This window comes from Bradyrhizobium sp. AUGA SZCCT0283, from assembly GCF_018130385.1.
GTDB lineage: Bacteria > Pseudomonadota > Alphaproteobacteria > Rhizobiales > Xanthobacteraceae > Bradyrhizobium.
Map to the genome: position 1 here is coordinate 55,057 of NZ_JAFCLU010000024.1, position 25,241 is coordinate 80,297.

Sequence of the window (25,241 nt, forward strand, 5' to 3'; positions counted from 1 at the left end):
CCGCTCGGCGCCTACGCCGCCAGCGCAACCCGTGACGTCGATTTTTGCCGCATCGGCTTGCCGCCGGGCGGTCCCGACGGTTTGTGGTCGAGCATCGAGAGCGCCTCGAGAATCTCGTCGATCGTCACGATGCGCCTTGTGCCTGCCAGCTCGCGCAGCGCGGGATTCGAAGTCACCGCCGCCGCGTCTGAGGCCCAGGACGCGAGGATCGCCCGCTTTTCGGCGAGCGAAAGCGTCGCATCGGCCACCACATCGCGCGGGTGATCGAACACGGCTCCCGGATGCAGCACCGCATTCAGATCAAACACGTTGTCTGTCTGGTCGATCATCGGTTTGTCCTCCCCAAAGGGTTGAAAACGCTTCCCGCCCGAGATGTTCGGGCGGGAGCCTTTCGGTTCCTTCGCGGGCCGTGACGGGCTTAAGCCGCCTTCGCCTCGATCTGCTTGACGTTGCCTGGCGCCGTGCCGTTGATCGCGATGCTGCGCGGCTTCATCGCCTCCGGGACTTCCCGGAACAGTTCGATCCGCAGCAGGCCATCCTCGAACGACGCGCTCTTCACCTGCACATGGTCGGCAAGGCTGAACTGGCGCTTGAAGGGGCGCGCGGAGATGCCTTGGTAGAGATACTCGCGCTGGCCCTTCTCGGCCTTGCAGCCTTCGATCGTCACCGTGTTCTGCTCGGCGGTAACGGAGATCTCGTCGACCGCAAAGCCGGCAACGGCGAGCGAGATCTGGTAGCGGTCTTCGCCCAGCCGCTCGATGTTGTAGGGAGGGTAATTATCCTCGCCCGCGCGTTGCGCGGTTTCGACGAGGTCGAAAAGGCGGTCGAAGCCGATGGTCGAACGCCAGAGGGGCGTGAAGTCGTATGTGCGCATAGCCAAATCCTCCAGAGAGCAAGTTGGTTACGAGCGGCACCGGACACGACCGGTGCCCGTCTCAAGGCCGGGCCCATCAGGCGCCCGGACCGCCCTGCGGCGGCAGCAAAAAAATTAGAAAACCGCGATTTGGTTTCAAGGGGGCCGATAAAAAATTTTCGGCTTCCTCCCGGCTCGTCTCCCTTCCGTTTTTGCACTGCACGAACGATGTGCCATGATGGACGGCCTCATCGGGGAAGCTGCCGTGGCCCACAGCGAGATCGACGCCATCCGCGCATTGCTGGGCTCGAAGCCGCGGCCGGTCGGCTGGTCGGAGCGGCGGCAGCGCCTCGACGAGGTCGGATCGACCTGGCCGACGGCATCAGATGTGAAATGCGAGACGGTCGATTGCGATGGCGTCGCCGGTGAGTGGTCGATCGTTCCGGGCAGCGAGCCTTCGCGCGTGCTGTTGTATTTCCATGGCGGCGGATATTGCTCCGGCTCGGTTGTCAGCCACCGCCGCCTCGTGACCGAGGCCGGGCGCGCGGCACGCACACGCACGCTTGCGATCGACTATCGGCTTGCGCCCGAACATCCCTACCCCGCCGCCCATGAAGACGCGCTCACGGCATGGCGCTTTCTGCGCCGGCAAGGCATTGCAGCGGCGCGTATCGCCATCGGCGGCGACAGCGCCGGCGGCAACCTGACGCTCGGGCTGATCAACCGGCTGCGCGCAGCCGGTGAGGAATTGCCGGCGTGCGCCTGGCTGGTCTCGCCGTGGACCGACCTCACCATGTCAGGCGAAACGCTGGCGACCAGGGACGCCATCGATCCGCTGATCCACAAGGCTTATCTCGACGAGCTCGCGGATGCCTATGCGCCGCCATCCATCGATCGCCGCGATCCGCTGATCTCGCCGCTGTTTGCTGATCTCACAGGCTTTCCGCCGGTCCTGATTCAGGTCGGATCGGCCGAGACATTGCTCGCGGACGCGACGCGGCTTGCGGAAGCCGCGGGGGCGGCCGATGTCGACATGACGCTGCAAATCTGGCCGCACATGATCCATGCATGGCCGGTCTGGAATGCTAGCCTCCAGGACGGCCGGCGCGCGCTGGCGTACGCCGGCCAGTTCATCCGGACGAATATCCGTTAGCCCAGGGCCATTCCTGCAGCCCAAAACCCTGATCTTGCGGGCTTTTGCCCGAAATCCCGCGGCCTCCCGACAAATCCCGGGTTTTAGCGCCGCCTGGCCTGTGCTATTCGGGAACATTGAATCACGTCCGGATTTGGAGTCGCATGATCGAACTCGCCCCCCGGAGTGCCAGCCCCATCGCGCGTTTCGGCGGACAGCCGATTGCGATCGCCGCAGCGGCCCTCGTCATTGTCGTGCTTGGCGTAACCTCTATCACCCTCTGGCGTGCCTATACCGGCAGCGCGCCCGAGATCGAACGCGTGGTCGCGACCCGGCAGTTGCAGGCGCGCGCCGCACAGGCCTCCGAACAGCTGGTCGAGAAGACCAAGGGCCTGGAAGCGACACAGCAGGAATCGATCGATCAGTTGCAGGTGGTGCAGGATCAGTTGCAGACCGTACGCCGCCTGCTCGCCGCGCAGCAGGCCGACACCAGGAAGCTTTCCGAGCAGGTCGGAACGCTCACGGAAGCGATCGACGGCTTGCGGCAATCCTTTGCCAGCGCGCAAGCCTCCGAACCTGCCGCGGCTACCGCGCCCCGCAAGCGGTCAGCCAAGGCAAAGCCCCGCTCAAACCGGAGCGCGAACCGAAGCCGCGCCAAGGCGCGCGGCTGATCGGTCTGGACGGCGCCCGGCGATGAAGCCCGCTTCAGCGGGCTGACGCGCAGCCGGCCGAAACTGCACGTTGATCAGTAGCTTGCCTGTCCAGCCGCCTCACAACGACCGTCATTGCAGGTACCTTGGGAGGCGGTCCAATCGGATCACTGCTCATGCGGCCGGGCGACGGGATATTTTCCACCGTTACGGCACGACTTGCCGCAACTTTTTTCCGCCTTTGTGAACTGGTTCACACATCCCCGTCAGAATCCCGGGCATCCTGAAATTCACCGGATGGCGTGAGCCGATTTCAATATCCGGGGCTGGCAAGGTCGTTGACGGTATACTGCGTCGACGGCCTTGTTCTTTTGTGCCCGATTTTTGGGCCGTTGCGCTGCGCGCCCCCCAAACGACCAATATCTCGCACGCAGGTGATTTGCGTTCGCACTGGTTTGCTAGCTGAATGCGCCTCCCAAAAAAGGAGGGCCGCCATGAGCGCCGAACCTCTGCCGACCTCGGATGTCATCGGGCTGACCAAGGTCGCGCCATTCTCGCGACGCGGCTTCATGACAGCGTCGGCCGCCGTGACGGCGGGATACACGCTTGCGGCCGGGCCGGTGCGCGCCGACGTGATCAAGACCGACACCAAGGGCCTGGCCACCGGTGACGCCAGAATCAAGGTCGCCGACGGCGAGATGCCCTGCTATTTCGCGCGGCCGGCTGGCGTCAGCAACCCGCCGGCGGTGCTGGTGGCGATGGAGATTTTCGGCCTGCACGAATACATCAAGGACGTGACGCGGCGCCTCGCCAAGCTCGGCGCGTTCGCGGTGGCGCCGGATTACTATTTCCGCAAGGCCGACCTGACCAAGATCACGGATATCCCGCAGCTACTCCCGATCGTGAATTCGAAGCCGGACGCCGAACTATTATCCGATCTCGACAGCACCGTTGCCTGGGCAAAGTCGGAGGGCGGCGACACTTCGAGGCTGGGCATCATCGGGTTCTGCCGCGGCGGACGCACGGTCTGGGAATATGCCGCCCACAGCAGCGCGCTCAAGGCGTGCGCCGCGTTCTACGGTCCGCTGGTCGATCCGCCAAATCCGGTCTGGCCGAAGAGCCCGACCCAGCTCGCGGGCGAGATGAAGGCGCCCGTCCTCGGCCTCTACGGCGAGGCCGACACCGGCATTCCCGTCGCAACGGTGAAAGCCTTCAAAGCGGCTCTGGCGGCAAACAAGAAGACTGCCGAGTTCAAGATCTATCCCGCCGCGCCGCACGGCTTCCACGCCGACTATCGCCCGAGCTACCGCAAGGACGCGGCCGAGGACGCCTGGAGCCATATGCAGACCTGGTTCAGGAAGTACGGGGTGTTGAGCTAGCCTGAAATCCGCGAGGCCTAGCAGACGCTCTCAATAACTTGCCGACGCCTGCAGCGACACGCGCCAGGATCCGGCCGGGTATGCAGCCCGTCGGTGATCGCTCTGGCCGCCAGCAGTTTGGAATTGAAGTTGGTCCCGGCCGCACCATCCGCGACAGGTCGCGGCACTAGAAGTTTTCCGCCTCCGCAAGTTCTTTGCCAGATATGCAAATGGTTCTATGCACGCGCGGCAAAGTTCCATGCGACCACCTAAGGATGTATAGGCGCAATTTTTCGGAAAATTGCGGATGATGGCCGGTGACAGCAGACGCGACGCATCGCGCGCAGTAAATGATGGCGCGCGATGCTACCGGGATCGCTTATTTGATACTATCGTTCTTGCGATACGGCTTGGCCATGCGATGCGGCTTGGACATCCTCTGTTCAATCTCCCAGAACATCCAGACGAAGGCCGCACTCAGACAAATCACGATAATCAGAAACAGCAACGTCAATGCCGGGGCTGTGAGCATGTTCAACATCCCTGATCAGATGTAAACGGCGGACCAGCGAACGGAATAAAAACCACAGCCTCGGCAATGAAAGCACCGAGGTCGCCTTATTCATACCGCCGTGATTTACCCTCGAAGCGCTCGACGCTTTCGGCGTCGGATCCTCGCAGATCCCGGATCAAGTCTAGAACGCGCTTTCGGAAATGGCTTGGCCTATTTTGCTCCCTTCCATGCGACCAGACGTCCCGGATCAGTCGCACACCTGCACGGGCCGAATGCGCCAGCCATACGGCGTCAGCACGCTCCGCCGCACGATGTAGCAGCCGCTGTCGCCATAGTAATAGGAATCGTCATAGCTTCCGTAATACGGATAGTAGTCGTCATAATAGCCGTAGGGTCCATACAGCCCGTACCCCAGACCGACACCGATCGCTGCCGCGGCAAACGGAAATCTTCGATGCCTAAATCCGTGGTGGAAGCCGCCGTGGAAACGGTTAACGGCAAGGGTACCGCCGCGAAATCCGGCAGCCGGCAAAGCCGCCGCACGGAAACCGCCGCCGATCGCGGCGGCTCGGAAGCCGGCGCCGCCCATTCCAATTCCGCCGCTGCGGAAGCCGCCGCCGTGGAAACCGCCACCGCCATGAAAGCCACCACCGCCGCCGTGAAAGCCACCGCCACGGGCCAAAGCCGCATCCGGGACCAGCACCGCGACCGACACGGACGCGAACAAGGCGATCATCATTTTGCGTAACATCACCCATCCTCCGTGATCTTGCGTTCGAATGCTCGACGCTTTGGGTGTCGGACCCTCACAGATCCCGGCGGCAACTCTAGGACGACTTCCCGGAGGTAGCCGGGCAATTTTGCTCACATCTGCGCGACCGGACATCGCGCGGGAGGGATATCAGCAGCCGCGGCAAATGCTCTTGATCTTGCGATCGACTTCCTTGTTCTCTTCATTGATTTCAGCGTCGCCGCTCTTCTGCGGCCCCGTCGTGCTCGTTCCGGATCCCGCCCCTCTTCCCGAACCCGTCGTTACACCGCCGCCGGTGTTGACGCCGCTGCCTGATGACTGGGCGGTGCCGGCAGCGTTGGTGCCGGGCGCAGGCGGCGACGCAAGCCTGGACGAATTGGCCGCGCCGCTTGGATCTTCACCGGCATTGTTCAATCCGCCTGGGGCAGCGGGCCCGGGAGGGACGCCGCTAGTGCCTTGCGAGCCCGCACCGGCCGAACCCGCGCTCGGCGAGCCGGCGGCGCTACCACTGCTGCTACCGGCCGATGATCCGCCCGCGCTCTGAGCGAACGAAGCGACCGAGGATATCAGAATTGTGATCGCCGCAACTGCGGCCGCTACAGACACCCGCTTCATCGGAAATCTCCTTTTCGGAGCAACAACGGCGCCCCGGCCGTTGTTCCTGCCGGAACGATTTGCGATCCAGATCATTCATTCACATCCGCTCGACGCCCGGAGTGATCGCGCTTGCGCAAACTGATCGCCTTCGACGATGACACGCTCGACAAGCTCACCCAGCTTGCACGCGACCGGATGGCGACATTTCAGGAATTGGCCGACGAAGCCTTTGCGGACCTGCTCAAGAAGCACGGCATTCCCATCGACCTCAAGGACGCGCTGCGAAAGAGCGCGAGGCTTTCCAAGGACGCAACGCCGAAAACGACAAGATCGAAAACCGGAAAGGCGCCAGCATGAATTCCGACCCCGACCCATTCGAGCAAGCCCAGCGCGCCGCACGCCAGAACATTCCGGCGGAAGCCAATCCCTATCAGGATGGCAGCGACGAGCATGCGCTCTGGGCTGCCGGCCATGAAAAGGTCGCCGGCGAGCGAGCGACGAACGAGAGCGAAGGCACCTGAGCCGGAAAGCAGACCGGCACCTTCAGCCGATCTTCTTAAGCCCGTTTTTGAATCGCGGACCGTTGAGCGCGTAGAATTTTGCAGCACTTCCCATCGCCGTCACCTGCTCCGGCGTCAGTGTGCGAATGACCCGCGCGGGCGAGCCGATGATCAGGGAATATTCGGGATATTCCTTGCCTTCGGTGATGACCGATCCCGCACCGACGATGCTGCCGCGGCGTATGCGAGCGCCGTTCATGACGATCGAGCCCATTCCGACCAGCGCGTCGTCTTCGAGTGTGCAGCCGTGAAGGATGACATTGTGGCCGACGGTGCAGTTCTTGCCGATCGTCAGCGGAAAGCCGCGGTCGGTGTGGCAGGTGGAATTGTCCTGCACGTTGGAGCCTTCGCCAATCTCGATCCACTCATTGTCGCCGCGCAGCACCGCGCCGAACCACACGCTGGCCGAATTCAGAAGGCGCACCTTGCCGATCACAACGGCGGTATCGGCGATGAAATAGTTTCCGTCTCCGGGGAGTTCAGGCCCCTGTCCGTCGAGTTCGTAGATCGCCATAACAAAAAGGTCTCCGTTGCCGGAGACCTTGGCACGGCCGCTGGCGCGGGATCAAGCGAGCAGGCCGCGAACCTCAGGCCAGCACGCCGGTGGCCCGCAGCGTCATCAGGAAAAACGTGCCGGACATCAAGCTCCAGAAGCCTGAAAGCACGGTCGCCATCATCACGAATTCAAAGCGGCGGCGCTCGATCTTGGCGCCGCGCAACGTGTTGCGCATGATGATGAAGGGTGCGGCGAAAACCAGAAACGGCACGGCCGCAAACGTCTTCGGCGCCACGCCTTCCCCAAGCAGCCCGAACCCCGCCGGCCGCTCCGCCATCGCCTGATAGCCGCTGGCGAGCGCGCCTGCGAGCGCAAAGCCAATGCAAAGTGAGAACAGGGAATTCAACGCATCGGGCGACATGGCAACTTCCCCTACTCGAAAAACCGCGCCCTGCTTTCGCAAAATCGGGCGGCCGCCGCCATAGCATCCTTAAGGAAGGGTTAACAACGGGCCGCCGGGACCTCGTTTGCGCATGGCTGTCGGGGCCGGAGCTCCCGCGAAATCATGAGGAAATCACGCTCCCCATGGCATATTCGCGGGATGATTCGCCTGGCTCTTCCTCGACCGATGCTTCGTTCATGACCCTGCTTTCGACGGCCCAGCATATCGCCCGCGACACCCGCAAGGACCCGCGCTCGCACATGGTCCTGATCATGGTCGCGGTAACCATCACCGCGGGCGCCGTTGCGCTGGTCGCCTATTTGCTGTGGCCGACCTGGGTGGCGCGCCCTGCCAGCGCGCCTGACCGATTGCCGGTCAGCGTCGGCGCCACGCTCTTCAACGTACCGACGGCGGCGATCCGCCGGAAGATCCAGCGCCACTCCGGGCCGCAGGAGCGGGTCGATCTCAGTTTCGTCTTCCCGTCGCTGGAACCGCCGGATGCGCCGAAGCACGTCAGCGCCGATACGATCGAGGAGAAGGTACAGCCGATCGACCGGATATTCGTGTCGATATCGGCCCACCACGACACGCTGGCACCCGATACGCGGGTCCGCACGATCTATCCGCGCTACCTCGGGCAGGCCGCAACGCCAGTCGATGACGGTTTGACGATGCGCACGTTTCGCGACGGCTCGCCCTACGCCAACGAAGACCTGTTCTCCGCCGCGACGCCGAGCCTCAACGCGCGCTGCACACGCGACGGTCAGACGCCCGGCATGTGTCTGAGCGAGCGCCGCGTCGACGGCGCCGACCTGACGTTCCGCTTTCCGCGCAGTTGGTTGTCGCAATGGCGCGACGTTGCGAATGCGATGGATCGTCTGACGGCGCAGATGCGCGGGCCGAAGGGCTAGGCTCGGCTCCGCAGGGTGGGCAAAGGCGCGGATGCGCCATGCCCACCACGACAACTCACGCTACAAGAAAGATAGTTGGTGGGCACGCTACGCTTTGCCCACCCTACGGCGTTGCGGCGCGAAAGTGCGCCTCACCCGACGTCGGCCAGATCTTCCTCGAGGATCGCCATCTGGAACTGGAACGAGCGATCGTCGTCCTCGTCATCGACGAACAGCACGCCGATGAACTCCTCGCCGATATAGACTTCGGCGGAGTCGTCCTTTTTCGGCCGCGGCACGACACGGATCTTGGGATTGCCGAATACGCGCTTGAGATAGGCGTCGAGCTTCCTGACTTCCTGAACGTCCACGGCGGTCTCCAATCGGATTCTTTGAATTTCCGGGAGGTTTTTAGGACGAGACGGCCCAGACTACCAGTCGTAACTTCACAAATACGGCTGCGAGAAAGTGTGGAAAATCAAAGCCCGATCGCGCCGAGCATCTGATCCATGGTGCGCGACGGCTCGGCGCAGCCGGCTTCGCCGACGATCTTGGCGGGGACGCCGGCCACCGTGACGTTGTGAGGCACCGGCTTGACCACCACCGAGCCTGCGGCGATGCGCGCGCAATGGCCGATCTCGATGTTGCCGAGAATCTTTGCGCCCGCTCCGATCAGCACACCGCGCCTGATCTTCGGATGACGGTCCTCGTTCTCCTTGCCAGTGCCGCCCAGCGTGACACCGTGCAGGATCGAAACGTCGTCGTCGATCACGGCGGTCTCGCCGCAGACGAAGCCGGTCGCGTGATCGAGGAAAATGCCGCGGCCGATTCTGGCGGCGGGGTTGATGTCGGTCTGAAACACCGCCGACGAGCGGCTCTGCAGATAGTAGGCGAAATCCTTGCGGCCCTTTTGATAGAGCCAGTGCGCCAGGCGATGGGTCTGCAGCGCGTGAAAACCCTTGAAGTAGAGCAGCGGATCGATGAAGCGCGAGGTTGCGGGATCGCGGTCGTAGACCGCGACCAGATCGGCGCGGAATGCATTGCCGAGATCGGGTTCGTCGCGCAACGCCTCGTCATAGGTCTGGCGGATCAAGTCGCCCGACAGCGCCGAATGATCGAGCCGCTCGGCGAGACGATGCACCACCGAATCCTCGAGGCGCTCGTGGTGCAGCACGGTCGAATAGATGAAGGACGCGAGTTCGGGCTCGCGACGGACGATGTCCTCCGCCTCGCCCCGGACGCGGTCCCAGATCGGATCGAGCGCGGCGAGTTTCGAACCTTGCGGATTGACCTGATGGACTGCCATGATTGCTCTCGCAAATTCACTGATTTCGTTGCTATTATAGCACGGCGGGCGGACTTCTGTCCCCGGCAGGCCTCGGCAAAGTAAACCCCCGCCGAATGCCCCCTGGGGTCAGTTCAAGGTGGTCAGCGATTTCGGGAAATCAAGCCGGCCGGCGTCCGACTATTGGTGAATTTCGGCGGACCCGCCATTCGGCGGATGCTGCCCTGATGGGGGAAAGCCACACCAGCACGCAGATATTGCGGGCCCGTACCGTTGCGGACTCGCGGTCGGCCTGGATCGCCGCCATCGCCATCCCATTGATGTTGCTGACCCCCGCCCTGTGGAATGGCTACCCACTGCTCCAGTGGGATACCGGCGGCTACCTGGCACGGTGGTATGAAGGCTATCTGGTGCCCAGCCGCTCCACCACGTTCGGCCTCTATCTGCATTTCGGCGAGGATTCGAGCTTCTGGATCAACCTCGGGATCAATGCGCTGGCGACACTGTGGATCCTGCAATTGACGCTGCGCGTGCTAGGCCAGCCGCAGCCGTTGCGGCTGTTGGCCATGAGCCTGGTGCTGGTCCTGACCACCGCGCTGCCCTGGCTTGCCAGCACGCTCCTGACCGACATTTTCGCCGGCCTGTCCGTGCTGGCGCTCTTCATCCTGGTCGCGCATGGCGAGCGGACATCGATCCTGGAAAAATGCCTGCTGTTCGGCCTCACCGCTTTCGCTGCAGCAACGCACAGCGCAACGCTCGCCGTGCTGCTCGGACTATGCTGCATCGGCTGGATCGCGCGTCCGTTTTTGCGCGGGCGGATTTCCGTTGCCGGACTGATACAGGGCAGCCTCACCCTGGTTGCGGGTGCGGCGATGTTGCTGGCGACGAATTTTGCGTTGTCGGGGCAATTGGCGTGGACGCCGGGCGGCTATGGCGTCGCCTTCGCACGGATGCTGCAGGATGGCATCGTCGCACGCTATCTGCAGGATCATTGTCCGCAGCAAAAGCTGAAGCTTTGCCCCTATCGCGATCAGCTTCCGGCCACAGCCGACCAGTTCCTGTGGGGCAACAGCATGTTCAACACGCTCGGCCGCTTTCAGGGACTGAACGACGAGATGAGCTTTATCGTGCTGCATTCGCTCGCGGAGTATCCGGCCTGGCAGGCCAAGGCGGCACTGACAGCGACCGCGCAGCAACTGGTCCAGGCAGGAACCGGCGAAGGCACCAATGGCTGGCTGGGCCATACCTACGGCATCATCGAGCGCTTTCTTCCCGCACAGGTGAAGCCGATGCGCGCAGCGCAGCAACAGCGCTGGCATTTCGATTTCACCGCGATCAACCGGATTCACGTTCCCGTCGCGCTGGCGTCGATGCTGCTGGCCGCGATCCTGTTCGGCCTCGCCGTGCTGCGCCGGCCGTTCGACGATCTCACTTTGCTCGCCGGCACGGTCACGTTCGCCCTGCTCGGCAATGCGTTCATCTGCGCCGTGATATCAGGCCCGCATGATCGTTACGGCGCCCGCATGGCGTGGCTTGCGACCACGGTGCTGCTGATCGCGGCGATCAGGCATTTCACCGGTGACGACGCATCGCGCGATCGCTCATTGCCGGCGTGACAGGAAGTCGGTGACGCCGGTCTTGTAGACCTTGTCGCCGACCGCGCGCATGTGATCGCGGTTCGGAATGTCGAGCACCTCGGCGCCCGGAATGATTTTCCCCAATGCGGCCGCGGAGCCCGCGATTTCGTCTTTGGTGCCGACCGCGATCAGGACCGGCACGCCGATCCCGGCGGCTTCATCCGCTGTCATCAGCCGCCGCGAACCGCGCAGGCAGGCGGCAAGCGCGCGGCGGTCGGAGCGGGTCTGGTCGGCGAAGGCGCGAAACGTCCGTCCGACCGGGTCGGTAACGTCCTCCAGTGACGGCGCTTCCAGCGCTATGACCACGTTTTCGCCGGGGCCGCCGCCCTCGATCAGCCCGATCCCGATGCCGCCGAGGATCGCCGAGCGCAGCCGGTGCGGCTGTTCGCGCGCCAATATCGCCGTCATGCGCGATCCCAGCGAATAGCCCATGATGTCGGCGCGCTCGATTCCCAGATGATCCAGCAGCGCGATGATGTCATTTGCCATGATCGCAATTTCGTAATCAGCGGAATCGTAGAGCTTTTCGGAGTCGCCGTGGCCGCGATTGTCGAGCGCGATCACGCGGCGGCCATCTTTCTTCAGATCGGAAACCCAGGTCGGATAGATCCAGTTGACGTTCTTGCTGGAGGCAAAGCCGTGCACGAGAACGATCGGATCGCCCTCGCCTTCGTCGAGATAGGCAATTTCGACAGCGCCGTTGTGAAAACTCGGCATCATCAGTTCCATGTTTTGGGGATCGGAATGGGCGACCTTGCAATGACAGCAAGTCTAGCCCTGCGCGACAGTGCCCGCCAGAGCCGGGCCGGACGGCAAGCCTGCCGCCTGCCGTCTTAATCGCCGCGCCTTCTTGCGACGCAGCCATGCTTCGGTGGCCCGCTCGGTGGTCGCCTTGATCGACGACAGAAAGCCGAACAACGCCAATAGCGCGCCGAACACCCACATCGTCAGATTGAACGTCCCGGCAGCCAGCAGCAGCGCGCCGCGGCCGAGCACCCTCAGAATCGCACGGGTCTGGCCGCCCTTGGATTCTGCAAGCCGTGCGGCGCGCGCGACGTCCTTCGGACCTTGCGCGATGCGCAGCGTATCGAGCGCCCCGCGCGTGCCGGCCTTTTCGCCGACGCGTCCGACGTCTTTCGCGAGCCGCACCAACGCGCCGGCCTTCTCGGCGCGAAACGCCGCCTTGATCGCGCTCATGGTCTCGCCGGGCCGCAGCACCGAGCCCTTCGCGACCGCCTGCTGCAGGACGGGCGCATCGACGACCTCGCGCGCCGAGCGGCCGGCCCATCGCGTCAGCCCCTCGCCCAGCCGCCCGACCTTGCGGGCATCCTTGACCATGGAAAGACCGGCGCGCAACGGCCCCATGCCCCCGACGGAGACGTAGGTCGCGGCGGTCACCGCGAGGCCCACGGTCGCCAGGCCCAGCACCAGCCGGTCCGTCTCCTCGCCCGTCGCCAGGTGCTTGCCCTCGCGGACGACGTCCCTGATGTCGCCGAACACGAAGAGATCGCCGGCGACCGTGCCCGACAGACTCGCGACGTCGTCGGCGTTGCCGGTCACCAGACCAGTGGCAAAGCGTTTGGCAAAATGCGATGCCGAACCTGCGTGAGTAACGGCATCGCTGACGCGCTTCGACAGTTCGTCGCTGATGGCAATGCCTTTATCGCGGGCAAGTTCGACGAAGCTGTTGGCGAGATCCGAATCGCCCTCCGCGAGCGCCGCCTCGATATGGTCGGCGACCAGCGCCTGGTTGCTCCGCAGGGCGGAATTGATCTGGATATCGGACAGCGCCGCGGGGTCGTCCTGCGCCGCCAGAATGGCGCCGGCCTCGCGGGCGTGCGGCCACAGCGCCGCGCATACCGCCACGCTGAGCGCCAAGCACCCTAACGCCGCTGCCAGAGCCGAACCGAGCCGCAACCGCCTCATCCAAAAAGTCCAATGTTTTCGTCTTTCTCAAGATGGTATGCCGTTTTTAAGACACAACCGCCCCGACGAAAGAAGGGCTTTTCTCCGACGACAAGATTGTGTCGAATTTGCATGAGCAAATATGCGGCGGGGACCTCCAGGAATCGCTGAAGAACGGCTCTAGGAATCATCGGCACCCCCCACTATGGTGCGCGGCATTTCGAAGCTGCCGCGTCGTGTTGATTGCGTCCGCCCATCGTTGCTATCCAAGGTGAAACTGATGTCCGACCATGTCGTCCCGCATTTCCATAACGACGCCGGAGTCTCGGTAATCGAGATCGGCTCGCAGGAATTCATGTGCGTGGGCGCCAACCCGCCGTTCGACCATCCGCACGTGTTTCTCGACCTCGGCAACGACAACGAGATCATCTGCCCCTATTGCTCGACGCTATACCGCTTCGCCGCCGACCTCGCCGCGGGCGAGGCCCGCCCGCCCGAATGCGTCCTGAAGGACAAGGTCGCCTGACCTTTCGGTGGCTGCCGCGCGCACCATCATCGTTGCTGGTGCCGGGATCGGGGGGCTGACGGCAGCGCTTTCGCTCGCCGCGAAAGGCTTTCGCGTCATCGTTCTGGAGAAGGCCGAACGGCTGGAGGAAGCCGGCGCCGGCCTGCAGCTTTCGCCCAACGCCAGCCGGATCCTGGTCGACCTTGGCCTGCGATCGCGGCTTGCGCCGCGTGCCGTGACGCCCGAAGCCATCAACATCATGAGCGCGCGCGCGGGCGGCGAGATCGCCCGCCTGCCGCTTGGCGAGGCCGCCAGCCTTCGCGCCGGCGCGCCCTATTGGGTGATGCACCGCGCCGACCTGCAAGCCGCCCTGCAGGCCCAGGTCAACGACCATCCGGACATCGACCTGCGGCTCGGCTGCCAGTTCGAGGACGTGACCTCGCACGCCAGGGGGCTCACCGTGGTTCAGCGCCGCGGCAATGCGCGGCAGCAGGAGCTGGCGGTGGCGCTGGTCGGCGCCGACGGCATCTGGTCGGCGGTGCGGAACCATTTGTTCCCTGAGGTGCAACCGCAATTTTCCGGCCTGATCGCCTGGCGCGGAACTCTCGATGCGACGACGCTGCCGCGCGAATACACCGCGCCGCGGGTACAGCTCTGGATGGGGCCGGACGCGCATCTGGTCGCCTACCCGATCTCGGCGGCGCGGCAGATCAACGTGGTCGCGATCGTGCCGGGAACCTGGAACAGGCCGGGCTGGAGCGTCCCCGGCGACGCCAACGAACTCAAGAGCGCGTTCGCCTCGCAGGACTGGCCCGCGATGGCGCGGATGCTGATCGGCGCCGTCGACGGCTGGCGGCGATGGGCGCTGTTCACGCTGCCCGATCTCGGCGAATGGACGGACGGCGCGGTCGCGCTGCTCGGCGACGCTGCGCATGCGATGCTGCCGTTTGCCGCTCAAGGTGCGGGAATGGCGATCGAGGACGCCGCCGTGCTCGCCAAGTGCCTGAGCGAAAGCCCGGGCGACAATATCGCGGGCATCCCGGCAGCCCTGAAGCGCTATGGCCGGCAGCGGCGCGGCCGCGTGCTGCGCGTGCAGCGCGCGGCGCGGCAACAGGGGCGCATCTACCATCTCACCGGACCGCTGGCGCTGGCGCGCGACCTCGCCATCAAGGCGATGGGCCCACAGCGCATGCTGGCGCGGCAGGACTGGATTTATGATTGGCGGGTGTGAGCTGGGAAATCCCGTAGCCCGGTTCGCTTAGTTTGCCGCGCGGCTGGCCTTCGAACGGCCGCCCTTGGCGGCGGGAGCCGGCGCGATCGACGGCGGGACCGGCGCCGGCCTGGCTTCCGGTTTCGATTCCTGGCACCTGTTCTTCTGCCAGGCCTCATCGGCCAGCTTCGACTGGCCGCGCAACGCAATGTAGTCATTGCGATAGGCCATCTCCGCCACCACGGGGCCGGCAACGCCGGTTTCGGCCTTCCTCATCAGCCCCTGCAATTCCGCGGTGCGGGCGGCAAGGCTCTTGCGCTCCGGCTCGAGCTGCTTGCAATCGTAGAGATCGTACTTGGCGGGGTCGGCGAAGGCCGGGGAAATGGCGTCGCTCATCCCGGCGCAGCCGGACAGGCTGGCTCCGAGCGCAACCAGCGCCAGCGCGGCAAGGCAGCGCTTGAATGACCGGCAGTGGGGCGGCGGTTTCGGCATCGGACCTTCGTTAAGCGGATAATGTTGAGATTGGCTAAAACAGGCACAAGTGTCCGCATTGAGGCTTTGCTTTGGCAGACGTGCTCGCTTAAAGCAAAGGATGCGTTGGGCCGGGGAACATGCCAATTCCACTTCTCCGGTAAACGCGCTAAGTATCTGATCTCCTGAGACTAAGCGGACGTGGCGGAACTGGTAGACGCAAGGGACTTAAAATCCCTCGATGGCAACGTCGTGTGGGTTCGAGTCCCACCGCCCGCACCATGCTTCGCCCTGACGGGCTTCGCGTGGCCGCCACGCCCGAGTCCGTCAGGTCGAAGGGTGTCCGGCGTCGCTTGAGCAAAGCGAAAGCGTAGACGGACTGGGGACTGGGGGATCACATTGCCGCAAATCGGTCTTTTCGAAATGCGCCGGCTCGAGATGCTGAGCAACACCATCTTCGGCGTTGCCATGACGCTGCTCGCCTATGACCTGCCAAAGGCCTCCAGCTTCAAGCAAGCGCCCGACTGGCACGACCTGATGCGCATTTATGCGCAACCAGTCATCGCGCTGATGATCAGCTTCATCGTCGCCGGCATGTTCTGGTTCAGCCATCACCGCCGGCTCGCGGTTGCCCCGGAAGGCGGCCGAGGCGTGGTGTTCCTCAATCTGTTTTTCCTGCTCTCGATCATCATCCTGCCGGTGACGAACGGACTCTACGGCGCCTACCGGCTCGACGGCGTGCTGGCTGTTCTCTACGGATTTCATCTGACCATCATCGCGGTGCTGAACGCGGTGCTATGGGTTCTTGCGCTCAGGGGCCGCAGTGATCCGCATTTAATGGCGACAGCGCTGTTTCCGGTGTTCGTGTTCGTCCTCGGGACGACTATGGCGTTGATAGCCCCGCGAATTGCGCAGTTCGTCTGGTGCCTGGCTTTCCTGGCGCCGCTGGCGGGCTGGATCGCCGCACGCCGCGCTGGCTCGGGTGATATGAATTGAACGCTTCTGCGACGGCGTGACCAGTGGAGGTGCTCCACCCGTAGCCCATGCCCGCATCGGCGTTTTTCTAAGAACGGCGGCCGGAGGCCGCCTATGCCTCCCCGCAAGCAGCAGAGGGACGACCGTTTCGATACGGGCGGCGACGGAATCTCATCACGTCAGGGGCCGACGCGAAACCTTCGCCTCAGTCACCGTCAGCAACCGGCTCGCCTCTTCGGCAATCGTCCGCTCCATGTTTTCCTGAAACTCCTTGCGCGGCAGGCCCGGCGCGATCGGCGGGAGGAACGACAGCGTGATGGTCCCTGAATGCATCATCAGGGTCTTCTTGTCCCAGAACAGGCCGGAATTGCATGCGGCCGGCACGACTGATACGTCGAGGTTCGTGTACAGGGCGGAAATGCCGGCCGACTGGAACCTCACAGGTTCGTCGATCGTTTGGCGCGTGCCTTGCGGAAACAACAGCACCTTGCGCCCCTCGCCGACCGCGCGCCTTGCCTCATCGACCATCTGGCGCAGCGCCTGGCGGCCCGCCGACCGGTCGACCAGGATCATCGGATATCGCTCCAGAAACCAGCCGACGAGCGGCAGCTTCCTCAACTCCTTCTTGGCAACGATGCTGGCGTCCGGAAAGATCACGCAGAGCGCCGCGGTCTCCCACAGCGATTGATGATTACAGGCGATGATGCAGGGTCCGTCGGGAACGTGCTCGCGCCCCTCGACACGATAATCCAGCCCCACCACGTACTTCATCAGGAACATGATGCCGTTGGCCCACACCTGGGAGACCGCGCGGACCGTCGGGCTGCTCGCCTTGAACAGCGCCATGAACGGCACTGATAGCGAAATGACGAGCGTCAGGATCACCACGGCGGCATCGAATAGAATCGACCTCAGATAATGCAAACGACCGTCCCCTCGGGCCTCCATGCGGCTTCCAATACAGCACTTTTCCCGGGTTGCACAATTCCGCCGACCCCGCTGAAATATGCTCACCATGGATTGGCCCGATTGCCCCTCCAGGATCGCCCCATGCCGGCATCAGAACAAATCACCATCGCGCCGCATCTCACCTTCGATGCCATTGCCGCCGGCACGCCCGGGGCGCCGCTGGTCCTGCTGCTGCACGGCTTTGCGGAATCGATGCATTGCTGGCGCGCGCAGGTCGCTTGCCTCGGCGACATGGGCTATCGCGCCATTGCGCCGAGCCAGCGCGGCTATTCGCCGGGCGCCCGGCCCGATCCACGCGAGTTTTCGCACTATTGGATCGACCGCCTGATGGACGACGCCATGGCGATCGTGGCCGCCGCTGGCTATGGCGAGGCGCGCTTTCATCTCGCCGGCCATGACTGGGGCGGCAGCATCGCCTGGGGCATCGCCGACCGCCACCACGAGCGGCTGGCCTCGCTCACCATTCTCTCGCGGCCGCATCCGAACGCGTTCAATCGCGCGCTGATGGGCGACGGCGAGCAGGCGCAGCGTTCAAAGCACCACAAGGCGTTTCTGGAACCGGATGCTGCCGATGTCGTGCTGGCTGACGACGCCAGATGGCTGCGCCAGCGTCTGACCGCCAATGGCGTCCCTGCGGACGCGATCGAGAGGCATCTCGCCGTGCTCGGCAACAAGGATGCGATGGAAGCGGCGCTCGCCTGGTATCGTGCCCGCGGCGCGATCCGCGGGCCGCTCGGCCCGATCCGCGTGCCGACGCTTTATATCTGGGGCGATGCCGACGACACCGTCGGCCGCGCCGCCGCTGAAGGCACGGTCGATTTCATCGCCGCCCCCTATCGTTTCGAGGTGCTTCCCGGCGTCGGGCATTTCGCGGCGGATCAGGCGCCGGAACGTGTATGCGAATTAATGCTGGAACATGTCGCAGCACATCCAGCCTGAGGAACGCACTGCCGGTCAAAATGTTGTCGTGCAGCAAAATGGAGCGCTGACGACATGCCGAGCGAACAACATCCCGAAAAGTCGAAATCTACGGCGAGCAAGCCGGCGCGGGATCGGCGTTCCCCTTCGCCTCAACATCCGCAAATCCGCTCCCCACTGTTGAATGACGGGCTGGAACTGCTGCACGACAGCCGCTGCTGACGTCGCCGTCATTGCCTGCGACAAACGCGAAGCGTTTGCGCGCAAGGGAGCGCCAGCGACGACTTGCCCGCCGAAGCTCAAAGAGCGAAGGCGGACAGATCGCTTGCGCTTGCAATGATGGGAGGGAGCGAGAACGTCATCACGCGCTGGCGGCAAATTCCTGATGCCGGCCGGGCGCGGCGTCGAACAATGCCCTGGTGTACTCGTGCTGGGGCGCGGCAAAAACCTCCGCCGTGGCGCCCTGTTCGACAATCACTCCGCGCTGCATGACCGCGATCCGGTCACAAACCTGGGCCGCTACCCGCAGATCGTGGGTGATGAACAGCACCGCCAAATTAAACTTGCGGCGCACCTCATCCAGAAGCTTCAGCACCTGATCCTGCACGGAGACGTCGAGCGCCGATACCGGCTCGTCGCCGATCAGCAATTCAGGCTCCATCGCCAGCGCCCGCGCAATACAGATCCGCTGGCGCTGGCCGCCGGAGAACTGATGCGGGAAGCGATCGATCGCAGCCGGCGGCAGATGCACCACGGCCATCAGGTCGCGCGCGCGCTGCAACGCCTCCTTGCGGCTGAGGCCAAAATTCATCGGGCCCTCGATGATCGCCTCGCCGACCGTGCGGCGCGGATTGAGCGATCGGTACGGGTCCTGGAAGATGAACTGAATGCGCCGGCGCATCGGGCGGAATTTCGCTTCCCGCATCGCCGCGATATCGACGCCGTCGATCTTGATGCCGCCGGCTGAGGTATCGACCAGCCGCGCGACGCAGCGCGCCACCGTCGATTTGCCGGAGCCGGATTCGCCGACAATGCCCAGCGTTTCGCCGCGCCGGATCGTCAGCGAGACGTCCTTGACCGCGGCGACCACGCGCGCCTTTGGTTGGAACAGCGAGCGCTTGCCATAGGTCTTGAAAAGATTCTCGGTCTGCAGAACCACCGGACCCGTCACCGGCGACCGCTTCGGCGGCGTCATGCTCGGCACCGCGGCCAGCAGCATCTTGGTATAGTCCTCGCGCGGATTCCGCAGCAGCTCTTCGCAGGGGCCCTGCTCCACGATCCGGCCCATCTGCATCACCACGACACGGTCGGCGATCTCGGAGACGACGCCGAAATCATGGGTGATGAACAGCACGCCGGTTTTGGTGCGCCCCTGCATTTCCCGCACGAGCTTGAGGATCTGCGCCTGCGTGGTGACGTCGAGCGCCGTGGTCGGCTCGTCGGCAATCAGCAGCGCCGGATCGAGCACCAGCGCCGCCGCGATCATGATCCGCTGGCGCTGGCCGCCGGAGAGCTGGTGCGGATAGGCGTCGATCATCTGTTCGGGATCGGGCAAATGCACCGCGCGCATGATCTCGAGCACGCGCGCGCGCTGCTCCTTCTGGTCCAGGCTGGTGTGGATCTCCAGCACTTCGCGGATCTGGTCGCCGACCCGCTCGACCGGATTGAGCGCGGTCATCGGCTCCTGGAACACCATGGCCATGCGGGTGCCGCGGATCGCACGCAACTCGGTGTCGGATTTGGTGAGCAGTTGATCGCCCTGCAGCCGGATCGATCCGCTCTCGACCTGCATCGCCCCCTTCGGCAGCAGGCCCATGACGGCCTGCGCCGTCACCGACTTGCCGGAGCCGGATTCGCCGACCACGCAGACGATCTCGTCGGCACCGACGGTCAGGTTGATGCCCTGCACCGCATGCGTCCTGTCGCCTCCGTTGATGGCGACCGAAAGATTCGAGACTTCGAGGACAGTGTTGCTCACATCACACCCGCTTCGCCATCTTGGGATCGAGCGTATCGCGCAAGCCGTCGCCAAGAACGTTGACGGCGAGGATCGTGAGCGCAAGGCACACACCGGGATAGATGATATTGTGCGGATAGAGGCTGAAGACCTGCCGGCCCTCGGCCATGATGTTGCCCCAGGTCGGCACCTCCGGCGGCACGCCGATGCCGAGGAACGACAGGATGGCCTCGATCAGAATGGCCGACGCGCAAATGAAGGTGCCCTGCACGATCATGGGCGCGATCGTGTTGGGCAACACATGCCGCCACAGCAGTTTCGGGGTAGAGGTGCCGAGCGTCACCGCCGCCTCGACATAGGGCTCCTCGCGCACACTGAGCACGATAGAGCGCACGAGCCGGACCACGCCCGGAATCTGCGGAACCGTGATGGCGATGATCACCGTCCACACGCTGGAACGGAAAAGCGACACCATGGCGATCGCCAGCAGAATGGCCGGAATTGCCATCAACCCGTCCATGATCCGCATGATGACGGCGTCGAGCATGCGGAAGAAGCCGGCGAGCAGACCGATGAACAGGCCACAGGCGACGCTGATCAGCGCCACCGAGATGCCGACAAAAAGCGAGACGCGCGCGCCATAGACCACGCGGCTGTAGACGTCACGTCCGAGGCTGTCCGTGCCGAACTTGGCGATCATCTTGATGCGTTCGCCGGTATCCGTCCGCATCGTGATTTCGGCGCCGGGGACCTTGTTTCGTGCGATCGGGCTGATCGCCGTCGGATCGATGGTTCCGAGCGAGGGTGCCAACAACCCCATCAGCAATACGATCGTAATGACGGCGGTGCCGAACACCACGCCCGGGTTGCGCAGCAATTTGCGATACGCGGCGGGCTTGACCGGGCTCGCCGGCAGCACGGGTTCGAGGATCGTCGCGTCGGCCATCAGTAGCGGATCCTTGGATCGAGGATTGTGTAAACCATATCAACCGCAAGGTTGATCATGACGTAGACGAACGAAAACAGCAGAATGACCGCCTGGATCGTCGGATAATCGCGCGCCAGCACCGCATCCACCGTGAGCCTGCCAAGGCCGGGGATCGTGAACACGCTCTCGGTAACGACGACGCCGCCGATCAGGAGCGCCACGCCAAGTCCGATCACCGTGACGATCGGGACGGCGGCATTGCGCAGCGCATGACGGAACAGCACCTTTCGCTCGGATTGTCCCTTGGCCCGCGCGGTGCGGATATAGTCTTCCGACAGCACTTCCAGCACGCTGGTGCGCGTCATGCGCGCGATCAGCGCGATATAAATCACCGACAAGGTCACCGACGGCAGGATCAGCCGCTGCACCCAGCCGCCAACCCCCTCCGAGATTCGCTGATAGCCCTGCACCGGCAGCCAGTTCAAATAGACCGCGAACAAATAGATCAGGAGGTAGCCGATCACGAACACGGGCACGGAAAAGCCGAGCACCGAAAAGCCCATTACGATGCGGTCGATCCACGAACCGTGCCGGTGCGCTGCCAGCACGCCGAGCGGAACGGCGACGAACACCGCGATCAGGATCGTGAACAGAGCGAGCGACAGGGTCGGCTCGATGCGTTCGCCGATAAGCGCGGCCACCGTCTTCTTGAAGAAGAAGCTCTCGCCGAAATTACCGGTCAGCACCCGGCCCGACCAGATCACGAACTGCTCGATCATCGGCCGGTCGAGGCCGAGTTGGCTGCGGATCTGCGCCACCTGTTCGGTGGTGGCGTTGTCGCCGGCGATGATCGCCGCGGGATCGGAAGGTGTCAGGCGCAGCATCAGGAAGATGAAAACCGCAACCACTAGCATCACGGGGATCGTGCCGAGCAATCGGCGAAAGAGATAGCCATACATCGACATGGACGCGCGATCCTCAAAAAGAGAACGGGCGGCGGCGAACCGCCGCCCGCCCTCGTTGCGTTACTTGGTGATTTCCACGTTCCAGAAAACCGGAATCGGTGAAATCACGTAGCCCTTGACGTTCTTGCGCATCGCCGCCGGCTGGACGTACTCGCCAACCGGAATCTCCGGCGTAAACTCGATCACGCGGAGCTGCACGGCTTCGGCAATCGCCTTCTGCTTGGCGGGATCGGTCTCGCGCGCGAAATCGTCACGCAGCTTCTCCAGTTGCGCATCGCAGGGCCAGCCGAACGACGCCTTTTCGCAAGACGCGTTCACATAGGCCGTCGAGATCGGGTTCATCACGTCGGCGGCGACCCAGGCCGTGAGGAAGGCGTTCCAGCCGCCCGCTTCCGGCGGGTCCTTCTTGGCGCGGCGTGCGACCAGCGTCTGCCAATCCATCGACTGCATGTCGACCTTGAAGCCTGCCTTCTCCATCAGCGATTTCGCCACCGGAGCCAGGTTGGTCAGGGCCTTGAGGTCGGTGGAGTGCATCAGCACCACCGGCGTGCCGTCATAGCCGGCTTCCTTCAACAGCTCCTGCGCCTTCTTGCTGTTGGAGGTCAGCAGCCCGTCCATTCCCTTGGTGGTGGCGAACGGCGTGTCGCAGATGAACAGCGCCTTGCACGGCTTGATGTAGTTCTCGTCGCCGATGGTCGCCATCAGGAAGTCTTCCTGGTTGAAGGCATACCAAAGCGCGTGTCGGATCTTCGGATTGTCGAAGGGCTTGTGCAGGGTATTGGGGCGGAAGACGTACTGCGTTTTCGCCGCCTCCACGATATTAACGTTCGGATCCTTCTTCAGGGTGGGAAGCAGGTCGTGGCTGGGCTGCTCGACGTAGTCGATCTCGCCCTTGGAAAGCGCGTTGACCGCCTGCTGCGCGTCGGAAATGGCGCGCCATTCGACGCGATCCACCTTCGCGACCTTGCCGCCCGCGAGACCGGAGGCGGGCTCGGAGCGCGGCTTGTACTTGTCGAACTTGACGTAAACGGTCTTGTCGCCGGGCTTCCATTCATCCTTGACGAAGACGAAGGGCCCCGATCCCGTAAAATCCTCGATCTGCTTATTGGGATCGGTGTCGGCGACGCGCTTGGGCATCATGAACGGCACGTTGGACGACGGTTTTGACAGGCCAAGCAGCACGAGGCCGGTCGGTTCCTTGAGCTTGATGGTGAAAGTTTTGGCATCGACCGCGTCGATGGAGTCGACGAAGGACATCATCTTCTGACCGAGCGAGTCCTTGACTGCCCAGCGCTTGATCGAAGCGATACAGTCTTCCGATGTCACTGGCTTGCCGTCGTGCCACAACAGGCCTTCGCGCAACGTGAAAGTGTAGGTCTTCTTGTCGGCCGAGGTGTCGTACTTCTCGACCATCTGCGGCTTGATCTCGCCCTTTTCATCCTGCGCGAGCAGCGTGTCGTAGATCATGTAGCCGTGGTTGCGGACGATGTAGGCCGTGGTCCAGATCGGATCCAGTATCTTCAGATCCGAGTGCATGACGGCGCGCAACGTGGTCTGCGCTGGCGCAGGCGCTGCCATGGCCACGAGGCTGCCGACACAAGTCGCAGCAAGAATTGCTTTTTTCAACGTGTTCATTCCTTCACCTCCGTTGTCGTCTCGACGCCCGAATGCCCATTGTTCGGGCCCCTGCCCGGTTTCTGACCGGACTATAGGGTCGATATTCAGCTTCACAACACCTTTTGACCCGACGACACTGGTGACGCCGGCGCTCAGGCAGAAATCAGGACAGCCCTCCGGACAGGTCCTTTCGCGGCCGGCTTGCGCCCGCCGCCGGATGGATTGCGGTCCCGGTTTAGCTCCGCCAACACGCCTCCTCAAAAACCTACAATCAAAAATGATGCCAGAATTCCCGTTGCCCCGACCTCGCGCCGGGAAAGCCGGAAGGCGCCATGTTTTCCCTTTACAAATTCGCCGGCGGTCCTTCTCGTAAAGGGTCCACACCGAACCCAAACATTCCGGCCTAACCGGGAGCATCCAAATGAATCCTGCCAACCTTCCCTTTGATTCCGACTCCATGCTGCAGGGTTTGCGGGCCTGGGTGGAATGCGAAAGCCCCACCTGGGATGCGCGTGCGGTCGATCGCATGCTCGATCTTGCGGCGCGCGAAATGGCCATTATGGGTGCGACCATCGAACGCATCTCCGGACGGCAGGGTTTTGCCGGCTGCGTTCGCGCGCGCTTCCCTCACCCGAAGCAGGGCGAGCCTGGAATCCTGATCGCGGGCCATCTCGATACCGTCCATCCGGTCGGCACGCTGGAAAAACTGGCATGGCGGCGCGAAGGCAACAAGTGCTACGGCCCGGGCATCTTCGACATGAAGGGTGGCAACTACCTCACCCTCGAAGCCATCCGGCAACTGGCCCGCGCCGCGTTCACGACGCCGCTGCCGATCACCGTGCTGTTCACGCCGGACGAAGAGGTCGGTACGCCGTCGACCCGCGACATCATCGAAGCCGAGGCCGCCCGCAACAAATATGTGCTGGTGCCGGAGCCGGGCCGCGCCAACAACGGCGTGGTCACCGGGAGATATGCCATTGCCCGCTTCAATCTCGAAGCCATCGGCAAGCCGAGCCATGCCGGCGCCACGCTCTCATCGGGCCGCTCCGCTATCCGCGAGATGGCACGCCAGATTATCACTATCGACGGCATGACGACCGAAGATTGCACCTTCTCGGTCGGCATCGTGCATGGCGGCCAATGGGTCAATTGCGTCGCCACCACCTGCACCGGCGAGGCGCTCAGCATGGCCAAGCGACAGGCCGACCTCGATCGCGGCGTCGAACGGATGCTCGCGCTTTCCGGGAGCAGCAATGACGTCACGTTCAAGGTCACCCGTGGTGTGACCCGGCCGGTGTGGGAACCCGATGCCGGCACGATGGCGCTCTACGAACACGCGCGCAGCGTGGCCGGGCAAATGGGCGTCGAGCTCCCGCACGGCAGCGCCGGTGGCGGCTCCGACGGCAATTTTACGGGCGCGATGGGCATTCCTACCCTTGATGGCCTGGGTGTTCGTGGCGCCGACGCTCATACTCTCAACGAACATATCGAGGTCGACAGCCTCGCCGAGCGTGGCCGTTTGATGGCGGGTTTGCTGGCGACACTGACGTGAGCCACGCGCAGCAAGCCGCGGCTTGGATTGCTTCCGCCTTCGCTCGTTGAGTTACGGCGAACAAGTCGCTTCGCTCGCAAGGACGGTGGGGCGGCATGCAAAAC

The 25,241-nt window shown here is 63.6% G+C and carries 28 protein-coding genes and 1 tRNA gene; 13 read left to right on the forward strand and 16 right to left on the reverse strand.

What is annotated here, in order from left to right:
- Window positions 1–11 precede the first annotated feature (11 nt).
- Both JQ624_RS27650 and JQ624_RS27655 read right to left on the reverse strand, forming a co-directional pair.
- Window positions 12–329 carry a hypothetical protein gene (locus JQ624_RS27650; protein WP_212422065.1) on the reverse strand — a complete coding sequence of 106 codons (318 nt, stop codon included), beginning with the start codon at window positions 327–329 and terminating at the stop codon, window positions 12–14.
- Window positions 330–418: 89 nt separating this feature from the next.
- Window positions 419–874: an Hsp20 family protein gene (locus tag JQ624_RS27655; RefSeq protein ID WP_212422066.1), complete on the reverse strand. Its 456-nt coding sequence runs from the start codon at window positions 872–874 to the stop codon at window positions 419–421.
- Window positions 875–1,088: 214 nt separating this feature from the next.
- Between JQ624_RS27655 and JQ624_RS27660 the strand changes: the two genes are divergently transcribed.
- From JQ624_RS27660 to JQ624_RS27670, 3 genes are all read left to right on the forward strand, one after another.
- Window positions 1,089–2,006, forward strand: coding sequence for an alpha/beta hydrolase (locus JQ624_RS27660; RefSeq protein ID WP_249130123.1), 918 nt, complete (start codon window positions 1,089–1,091; stop codon window positions 2,004–2,006).
- A gap of 143 nt (window positions 2,007–2,149) precedes the next feature.
- Window positions 2,150–2,656 (forward strand): hypothetical protein, encoded by a 507-nt coding sequence (locus tag JQ624_RS27665; protein WP_212422067.1) that lies wholly within the window; start codon window positions 2,150–2,152, stop codon window positions 2,654–2,656.
- Between the two features lie 473 nt (window positions 2,657–3,129).
- Window positions 3,130–4,014 carry a dienelactone hydrolase family protein gene (locus JQ624_RS27670; protein WP_409334379.1) on the forward strand — a complete coding sequence of 295 codons (885 nt, stop codon included), beginning with the start codon at window positions 3,130–3,132 and terminating at the stop codon, window positions 4,012–4,014.
- A 740-nt stretch (window positions 4,015–4,754) separates the two neighbouring features.
- Here the strand turns inward: JQ624_RS27670 and JQ624_RS27675 are convergent.
- Together JQ624_RS27675 and JQ624_RS27680 are read right to left on the reverse strand one after the other, a co-directional pair.
- The gene (locus tag JQ624_RS27675) at window positions 4,755–5,258 is read right to left on the reverse strand and encodes a hypothetical protein (protein WP_212422068.1); all 504 of its coding nucleotides are present in this window, start codon (window positions 5,256–5,258) and stop codon (window positions 4,755–4,757) included.
- Window positions 5,259–5,408: 150 nt separating this feature from the next.
- Window positions 5,409–5,873, reverse strand: a complete 465-nt coding sequence (locus JQ624_RS27680) for a hypothetical protein (protein WP_212422069.1) — start codon at window positions 5,871–5,873, stop codon at window positions 5,409–5,411.
- A 111-nt stretch (window positions 5,874–5,984) separates the two neighbouring features.
- Between JQ624_RS27680 and JQ624_RS27685 the strand changes: the two genes are divergently transcribed.
- Window positions 5,985–6,212: a hypothetical protein gene (locus JQ624_RS27685; protein WP_212422070.1), complete on the forward strand. Its 228-nt coding sequence runs from the start codon at window positions 5,985–5,987 to the stop codon at window positions 6,210–6,212.
- Window positions 6,209–6,376, forward strand: a complete 168-nt coding sequence (locus JQ624_RS27690; protein ID WP_212422071.1) for a hypothetical protein — start codon at window positions 6,209–6,211, stop codon at window positions 6,374–6,376. Before JQ624_RS27685 ends, JQ624_RS27690 begins: the two co-directional genes overlap by 4 nt.
- A gap of 22 nt (window positions 6,377–6,398) precedes the next feature.
- On the opposite strand, the gene JQ624_RS27695 is transcribed toward JQ624_RS27690, so the two are convergent.
- Together JQ624_RS27695 and JQ624_RS27700 are read right to left on the reverse strand one after the other, a co-directional pair.
- Entirely contained in the window at window positions 6,399–6,929 is a 531-nt protein-coding gene (locus JQ624_RS27695) for a gamma carbonic anhydrase family protein (RefSeq protein ID WP_212422072.1), read from the reverse strand.
- A gap of 73 nt (window positions 6,930–7,002) precedes the next feature.
- Window positions 7,003–7,332: a DUF6949 family protein gene (locus JQ624_RS27700; RefSeq protein WP_212422073.1), complete on the reverse strand. Its 330-nt coding sequence runs from the start codon at window positions 7,330–7,332 to the stop codon at window positions 7,003–7,005.
- 218 nt (window positions 7,333–7,550) lie between these two features.
- Between JQ624_RS27700 and JQ624_RS27705 the strand changes: the two genes are divergently transcribed.
- On the forward strand, window positions 7,551–8,264 hold the full coding sequence (locus tag JQ624_RS27705) for a hypothetical protein (protein WP_212422074.1): 714 nt from the start codon (window positions 7,551–7,553) through the stop codon (window positions 8,262–8,264).
- A gap of 131 nt (window positions 8,265–8,395) precedes the next feature.
- Here JQ624_RS27705 and JQ624_RS27710 read toward each other — a convergent pair whose 3' ends face one another.
- Together JQ624_RS27710 and cysE are read right to left on the reverse strand one after the other, a co-directional pair.
- Complete coding sequence (locus JQ624_RS27710) at window positions 8,396–8,614, reverse strand: DUF3126 family protein (protein WP_025590201.1); 219 nt, start codon at window positions 8,612–8,614, stop codon at window positions 8,396–8,398.
- Window positions 8,615–8,721: 107 nt separating this feature from the next.
- On the reverse strand, window positions 8,722–9,549 hold the full coding sequence (gene cysE / locus JQ624_RS27715; RefSeq protein WP_212422075.1) for a serine O-acetyltransferase: 828 nt from the start codon (window positions 9,547–9,549) through the stop codon (window positions 8,722–8,724).
- 206 nt (window positions 9,550–9,755) lie between these two features.
- Between cysE and JQ624_RS27720 the strand changes: the two genes are divergently transcribed.
- Window positions 9,756–11,144 carry a hypothetical protein gene (locus JQ624_RS27720; RefSeq protein ID WP_212422076.1) on the forward strand — a complete coding sequence of 463 codons (1,389 nt, stop codon included), beginning with the start codon at window positions 9,756–9,758 and terminating at the stop codon, window positions 11,142–11,144.
- Here JQ624_RS27720 and JQ624_RS27725 read toward each other — a convergent pair.
- Both JQ624_RS27725 and JQ624_RS27730 read right to left on the reverse strand, forming a co-directional pair.
- On the reverse strand, window positions 11,130–11,882 hold the full coding sequence (locus JQ624_RS27725; RefSeq protein WP_212422077.1) for an alpha/beta fold hydrolase: 753 nt from the start codon (window positions 11,880–11,882) through the stop codon (window positions 11,130–11,132). The genes JQ624_RS27720 and JQ624_RS27725 overlap by 15 nt on opposite strands.
- Before the next feature lie 54 nt (window positions 11,883–11,936).
- Window positions 11,937–13,091 (reverse strand): hypothetical protein, encoded by a 1,155-nt coding sequence (locus JQ624_RS27730; RefSeq protein ID WP_212422078.1) that lies wholly within the window; start codon window positions 13,089–13,091, stop codon window positions 11,937–11,939.
- Between the two features lie 259 nt (window positions 13,092–13,350).
- Here JQ624_RS27730 and JQ624_RS27735 point away from each other — a divergent pair, with 259 nt between their 5' ends.
- Together JQ624_RS27735 and JQ624_RS27740 are read left to right on the forward strand one after the other, a co-directional pair.
- Window positions 13,351–13,596, forward strand: coding sequence for a zinc-finger domain-containing protein (locus JQ624_RS27735; RefSeq protein ID WP_025590194.1), 246 nt, complete (start codon window positions 13,351–13,353; stop codon window positions 13,594–13,596).
- Window positions 13,597–13,603: 7 nt separating this feature from the next.
- Complete coding sequence (locus JQ624_RS27740) at window positions 13,604–14,806, forward strand: FAD-dependent monooxygenase (RefSeq protein ID WP_212422079.1); 1,203 nt, start codon at window positions 13,604–13,606, stop codon at window positions 14,804–14,806.
- A 27-nt stretch (window positions 14,807–14,833) separates the two neighbouring features.
- Here the strand turns inward: JQ624_RS27740 and JQ624_RS27745 are convergent, their stop codons facing one another.
- The gene (locus JQ624_RS27745; protein WP_212422080.1) at window positions 14,834–15,277 is read right to left on the reverse strand and encodes a twin-arginine translocation pathway signal; all 444 of its coding nucleotides are present in this window, start codon (window positions 15,275–15,277) and stop codon (window positions 14,834–14,836) included.
- Window positions 15,278–15,451: 174 nt separating this feature from the next.
- On the opposite strand from JQ624_RS27745, the gene JQ624_RS27750 reads away from it, so the two are divergent.
- A tRNA-Leu gene (locus JQ624_RS27750) sits at window positions 15,452–15,538 on the forward strand.
- A 111-nt stretch (window positions 15,539–15,649) separates the two neighbouring features.
- A complete protein-coding gene (locus JQ624_RS27755; protein ID WP_312014508.1) occupies window positions 15,650–16,252 on the forward strand; it encodes a TMEM175 family protein in 603 nt (200 codons plus the stop codon).
- A gap of 153 nt (window positions 16,253–16,405) precedes the next feature.
- On the opposite strand, the gene JQ624_RS27760 is transcribed toward JQ624_RS27755, so the two are convergent.
- Window positions 16,406–17,155 carry a 1-acyl-sn-glycerol-3-phosphate acyltransferase gene (locus tag JQ624_RS27760; protein ID WP_212422081.1) on the reverse strand — a complete coding sequence of 250 codons (750 nt, stop codon included), beginning with the start codon at window positions 17,153–17,155 and terminating at the stop codon, window positions 16,406–16,408.
- 126 nt (window positions 17,156–17,281) lie between these two features.
- On the opposite strand from JQ624_RS27760, the gene JQ624_RS27765 reads away from it, so the two are divergent.
- The gene (locus tag JQ624_RS27765; RefSeq protein ID WP_212422082.1) at window positions 17,282–18,139 is read left to right on the forward strand and encodes an alpha/beta fold hydrolase; all 858 of its coding nucleotides are present in this window, start codon (window positions 17,282–17,284) and stop codon (window positions 18,137–18,139) included.
- 340 nt (window positions 18,140–18,479) lie between these two features.
- Here JQ624_RS27765 and JQ624_RS27770 read toward each other — a convergent pair whose 3' ends face one another.
- The 4 genes from JQ624_RS27770 to JQ624_RS27785 all read right to left on the reverse strand — a co-directional run bounded on the left by JQ624_RS27770 (window position 18,480) and on the right by JQ624_RS27785 (window position 23,603).
- Window positions 18,480–20,096: an ABC transporter ATP-binding protein gene (locus JQ624_RS27770; protein WP_212422083.1), complete on the reverse strand. Its 1,617-nt coding sequence runs from the start codon at window positions 20,094–20,096 to the stop codon at window positions 18,480–18,482.
- Window position 20,097: 1 nt separating this feature from the next.
- Window positions 20,098–21,021 carry an ABC transporter permease gene (locus tag JQ624_RS27775; RefSeq protein WP_212422084.1) on the reverse strand — a complete coding sequence of 308 codons (924 nt, stop codon included), beginning with the start codon at window positions 21,019–21,021 and terminating at the stop codon, window positions 20,098–20,100.
- The gene (locus JQ624_RS27780) at window positions 21,021–21,962 is read right to left on the reverse strand and encodes an ABC transporter permease (protein ID WP_212422120.1); all 942 of its coding nucleotides are present in this window, start codon (window positions 21,960–21,962) and stop codon (window positions 21,021–21,023) included. The genes JQ624_RS27775 and JQ624_RS27780 overlap by 1 nt, the downstream gene beginning before the upstream one ends.
- A 66-nt stretch (window positions 21,963–22,028) precedes the next feature.
- Window positions 22,029–23,603, reverse strand: coding sequence for an ABC transporter substrate-binding protein (locus JQ624_RS27785; RefSeq protein WP_249130125.1), 1,575 nt, complete (start codon window positions 23,601–23,603; stop codon window positions 22,029–22,031).
- A gap of 403 nt (window positions 23,604–24,006) precedes the next feature.
- Here JQ624_RS27785 and JQ624_RS27790 point away from each other — a divergent pair, with 403 nt between their 5' ends.
- A complete protein-coding gene (locus tag JQ624_RS27790) occupies window positions 24,007–25,137 on the forward strand; it encodes a M20/M25/M40 family metallo-hydrolase (protein ID WP_212422085.1) in 1,131 nt (376 codons plus the stop codon).
- Window positions 25,138–25,241 lie beyond the last annotated feature (104 nt).

What these genes read in the sequence shown, in the direction of transcription:
- JQ624_RS27670 (WP_409334379.1), top strand. Translation starts at nt 3,130, where the DNA reads ATGAGCGCCGAACCTCTGCCGACCTCGGATGTCATCGGGCTGACCAAG.
- JQ624_RS27650 (WP_212422065.1), bottom strand. Translation starts at nt 329, where the DNA reads ATGATCGACCAGACAGACAACGTGTTTGATCTGAATGCGGTGCTGCAT.
- JQ624_RS27655 (WP_212422066.1), bottom strand. Translation starts at nt 874, where the DNA reads ATGCGCACATACGACTTCACGCCCCTCTGGCGTTCGACCATCGGCTTC.
- JQ624_RS27690 (WP_212422071.1), top strand. Translation starts at nt 6,209, where the DNA reads ATGAATTCCGACCCCGACCCATTCGAGCAAGCCCAGCGCGCCGCACGC.
- JQ624_RS27725 (WP_212422077.1), bottom strand. Translation starts at nt 11,882, where the DNA reads ATGCCGAGTTTTCACAACGGCGCTGTCGAAATTGCCTATCTCGACGAA.
- JQ624_RS27660 (WP_249130123.1), top strand. Translation starts at nt 1,089, where the DNA reads ATGATGGACGGCCTCATCGGGGAAGCTGCCGTGGCCCACAGCGAGATC.
- JQ624_RS27780 (WP_212422120.1), bottom strand. Translation starts at nt 21,962, where the DNA reads ATGTATGGCTATCTCTTTCGCCGATTGCTCGGCACGATCCCCGTGATG.
- JQ624_RS27745 (WP_212422080.1), bottom strand. Translation starts at nt 15,277, where the DNA reads ATGCCGAAACCGCCGCCCCACTGCCGGTCATTCAAGCGCTGCCTTGCC.
- JQ624_RS27705 (WP_212422074.1), top strand. Translation starts at nt 7,551, where the DNA reads ATGACCCTGCTTTCGACGGCCCAGCATATCGCCCGCGACACCCGCAAG.
- JQ624_RS27730 (WP_212422078.1), bottom strand. Translation starts at nt 13,091, where the DNA reads ATGAGGCGGTTGCGGCTCGGTTCGGCTCTGGCAGCGGCGTTAGGGTGC.
- JQ624_RS27785 (WP_249130125.1), bottom strand. Translation starts at nt 23,603, where the DNA reads ATGAACACGTTGAAAAAAGCAATTCTTGCTGCGACTTGTGTCGGCAGC.
- cysE (WP_212422075.1), bottom strand. Translation starts at nt 9,549, where the DNA reads ATGGCAGTCCATCAGGTCAATCCGCAAGGTTCGAAACTCGCCGCGCTC.
- JQ624_RS27720 (WP_212422076.1), top strand. Translation starts at nt 9,756, where the DNA reads ATGGGGGAAAGCCACACCAGCACGCAGATATTGCGGGCCCGTACCGTT.
- JQ624_RS27675 (WP_212422068.1), bottom strand. Translation starts at nt 5,258, where the DNA reads ATGTTACGCAAAATGATGATCGCCTTGTTCGCGTCCGTGTCGGTCGCG.
- JQ624_RS27680 (WP_212422069.1), bottom strand. Translation starts at nt 5,873, where the DNA reads ATGAAGCGGGTGTCTGTAGCGGCCGCAGTTGCGGCGATCACAATTCTG.
- JQ624_RS27700 (WP_212422073.1), bottom strand. Translation starts at nt 7,332, where the DNA reads ATGTCGCCCGATGCGTTGAATTCCCTGTTCTCACTTTGCATTGGCTTT.
- JQ624_RS27735 (WP_025590194.1), top strand. Translation starts at nt 13,351, where the DNA reads ATGTCCGACCATGTCGTCCCGCATTTCCATAACGACGCCGGAGTCTCG.
- JQ624_RS27665 (WP_212422067.1), top strand. Translation starts at nt 2,150, where the DNA reads ATGATCGAACTCGCCCCCCGGAGTGCCAGCCCCATCGCGCGTTTCGGC.
- JQ624_RS27790 (WP_212422085.1), top strand. Translation starts at nt 24,007, where the DNA reads ATGAATCCTGCCAACCTTCCCTTTGATTCCGACTCCATGCTGCAGGGT.
- JQ624_RS27765 (WP_212422082.1), top strand. Translation starts at nt 17,282, where the DNA reads ATGCCGGCATCAGAACAAATCACCATCGCGCCGCATCTCACCTTCGAT.
- JQ624_RS27695 (WP_212422072.1), bottom strand. Translation starts at nt 6,929, where the DNA reads ATGGCGATCTACGAACTCGACGGACAGGGGCCTGAACTCCCCGGAGAC.
- JQ624_RS27775 (WP_212422084.1), bottom strand. Translation starts at nt 21,021, where the DNA reads ATGGCCGACGCGACGATCCTCGAACCCGTGCTGCCGGCGAGCCCGGTC.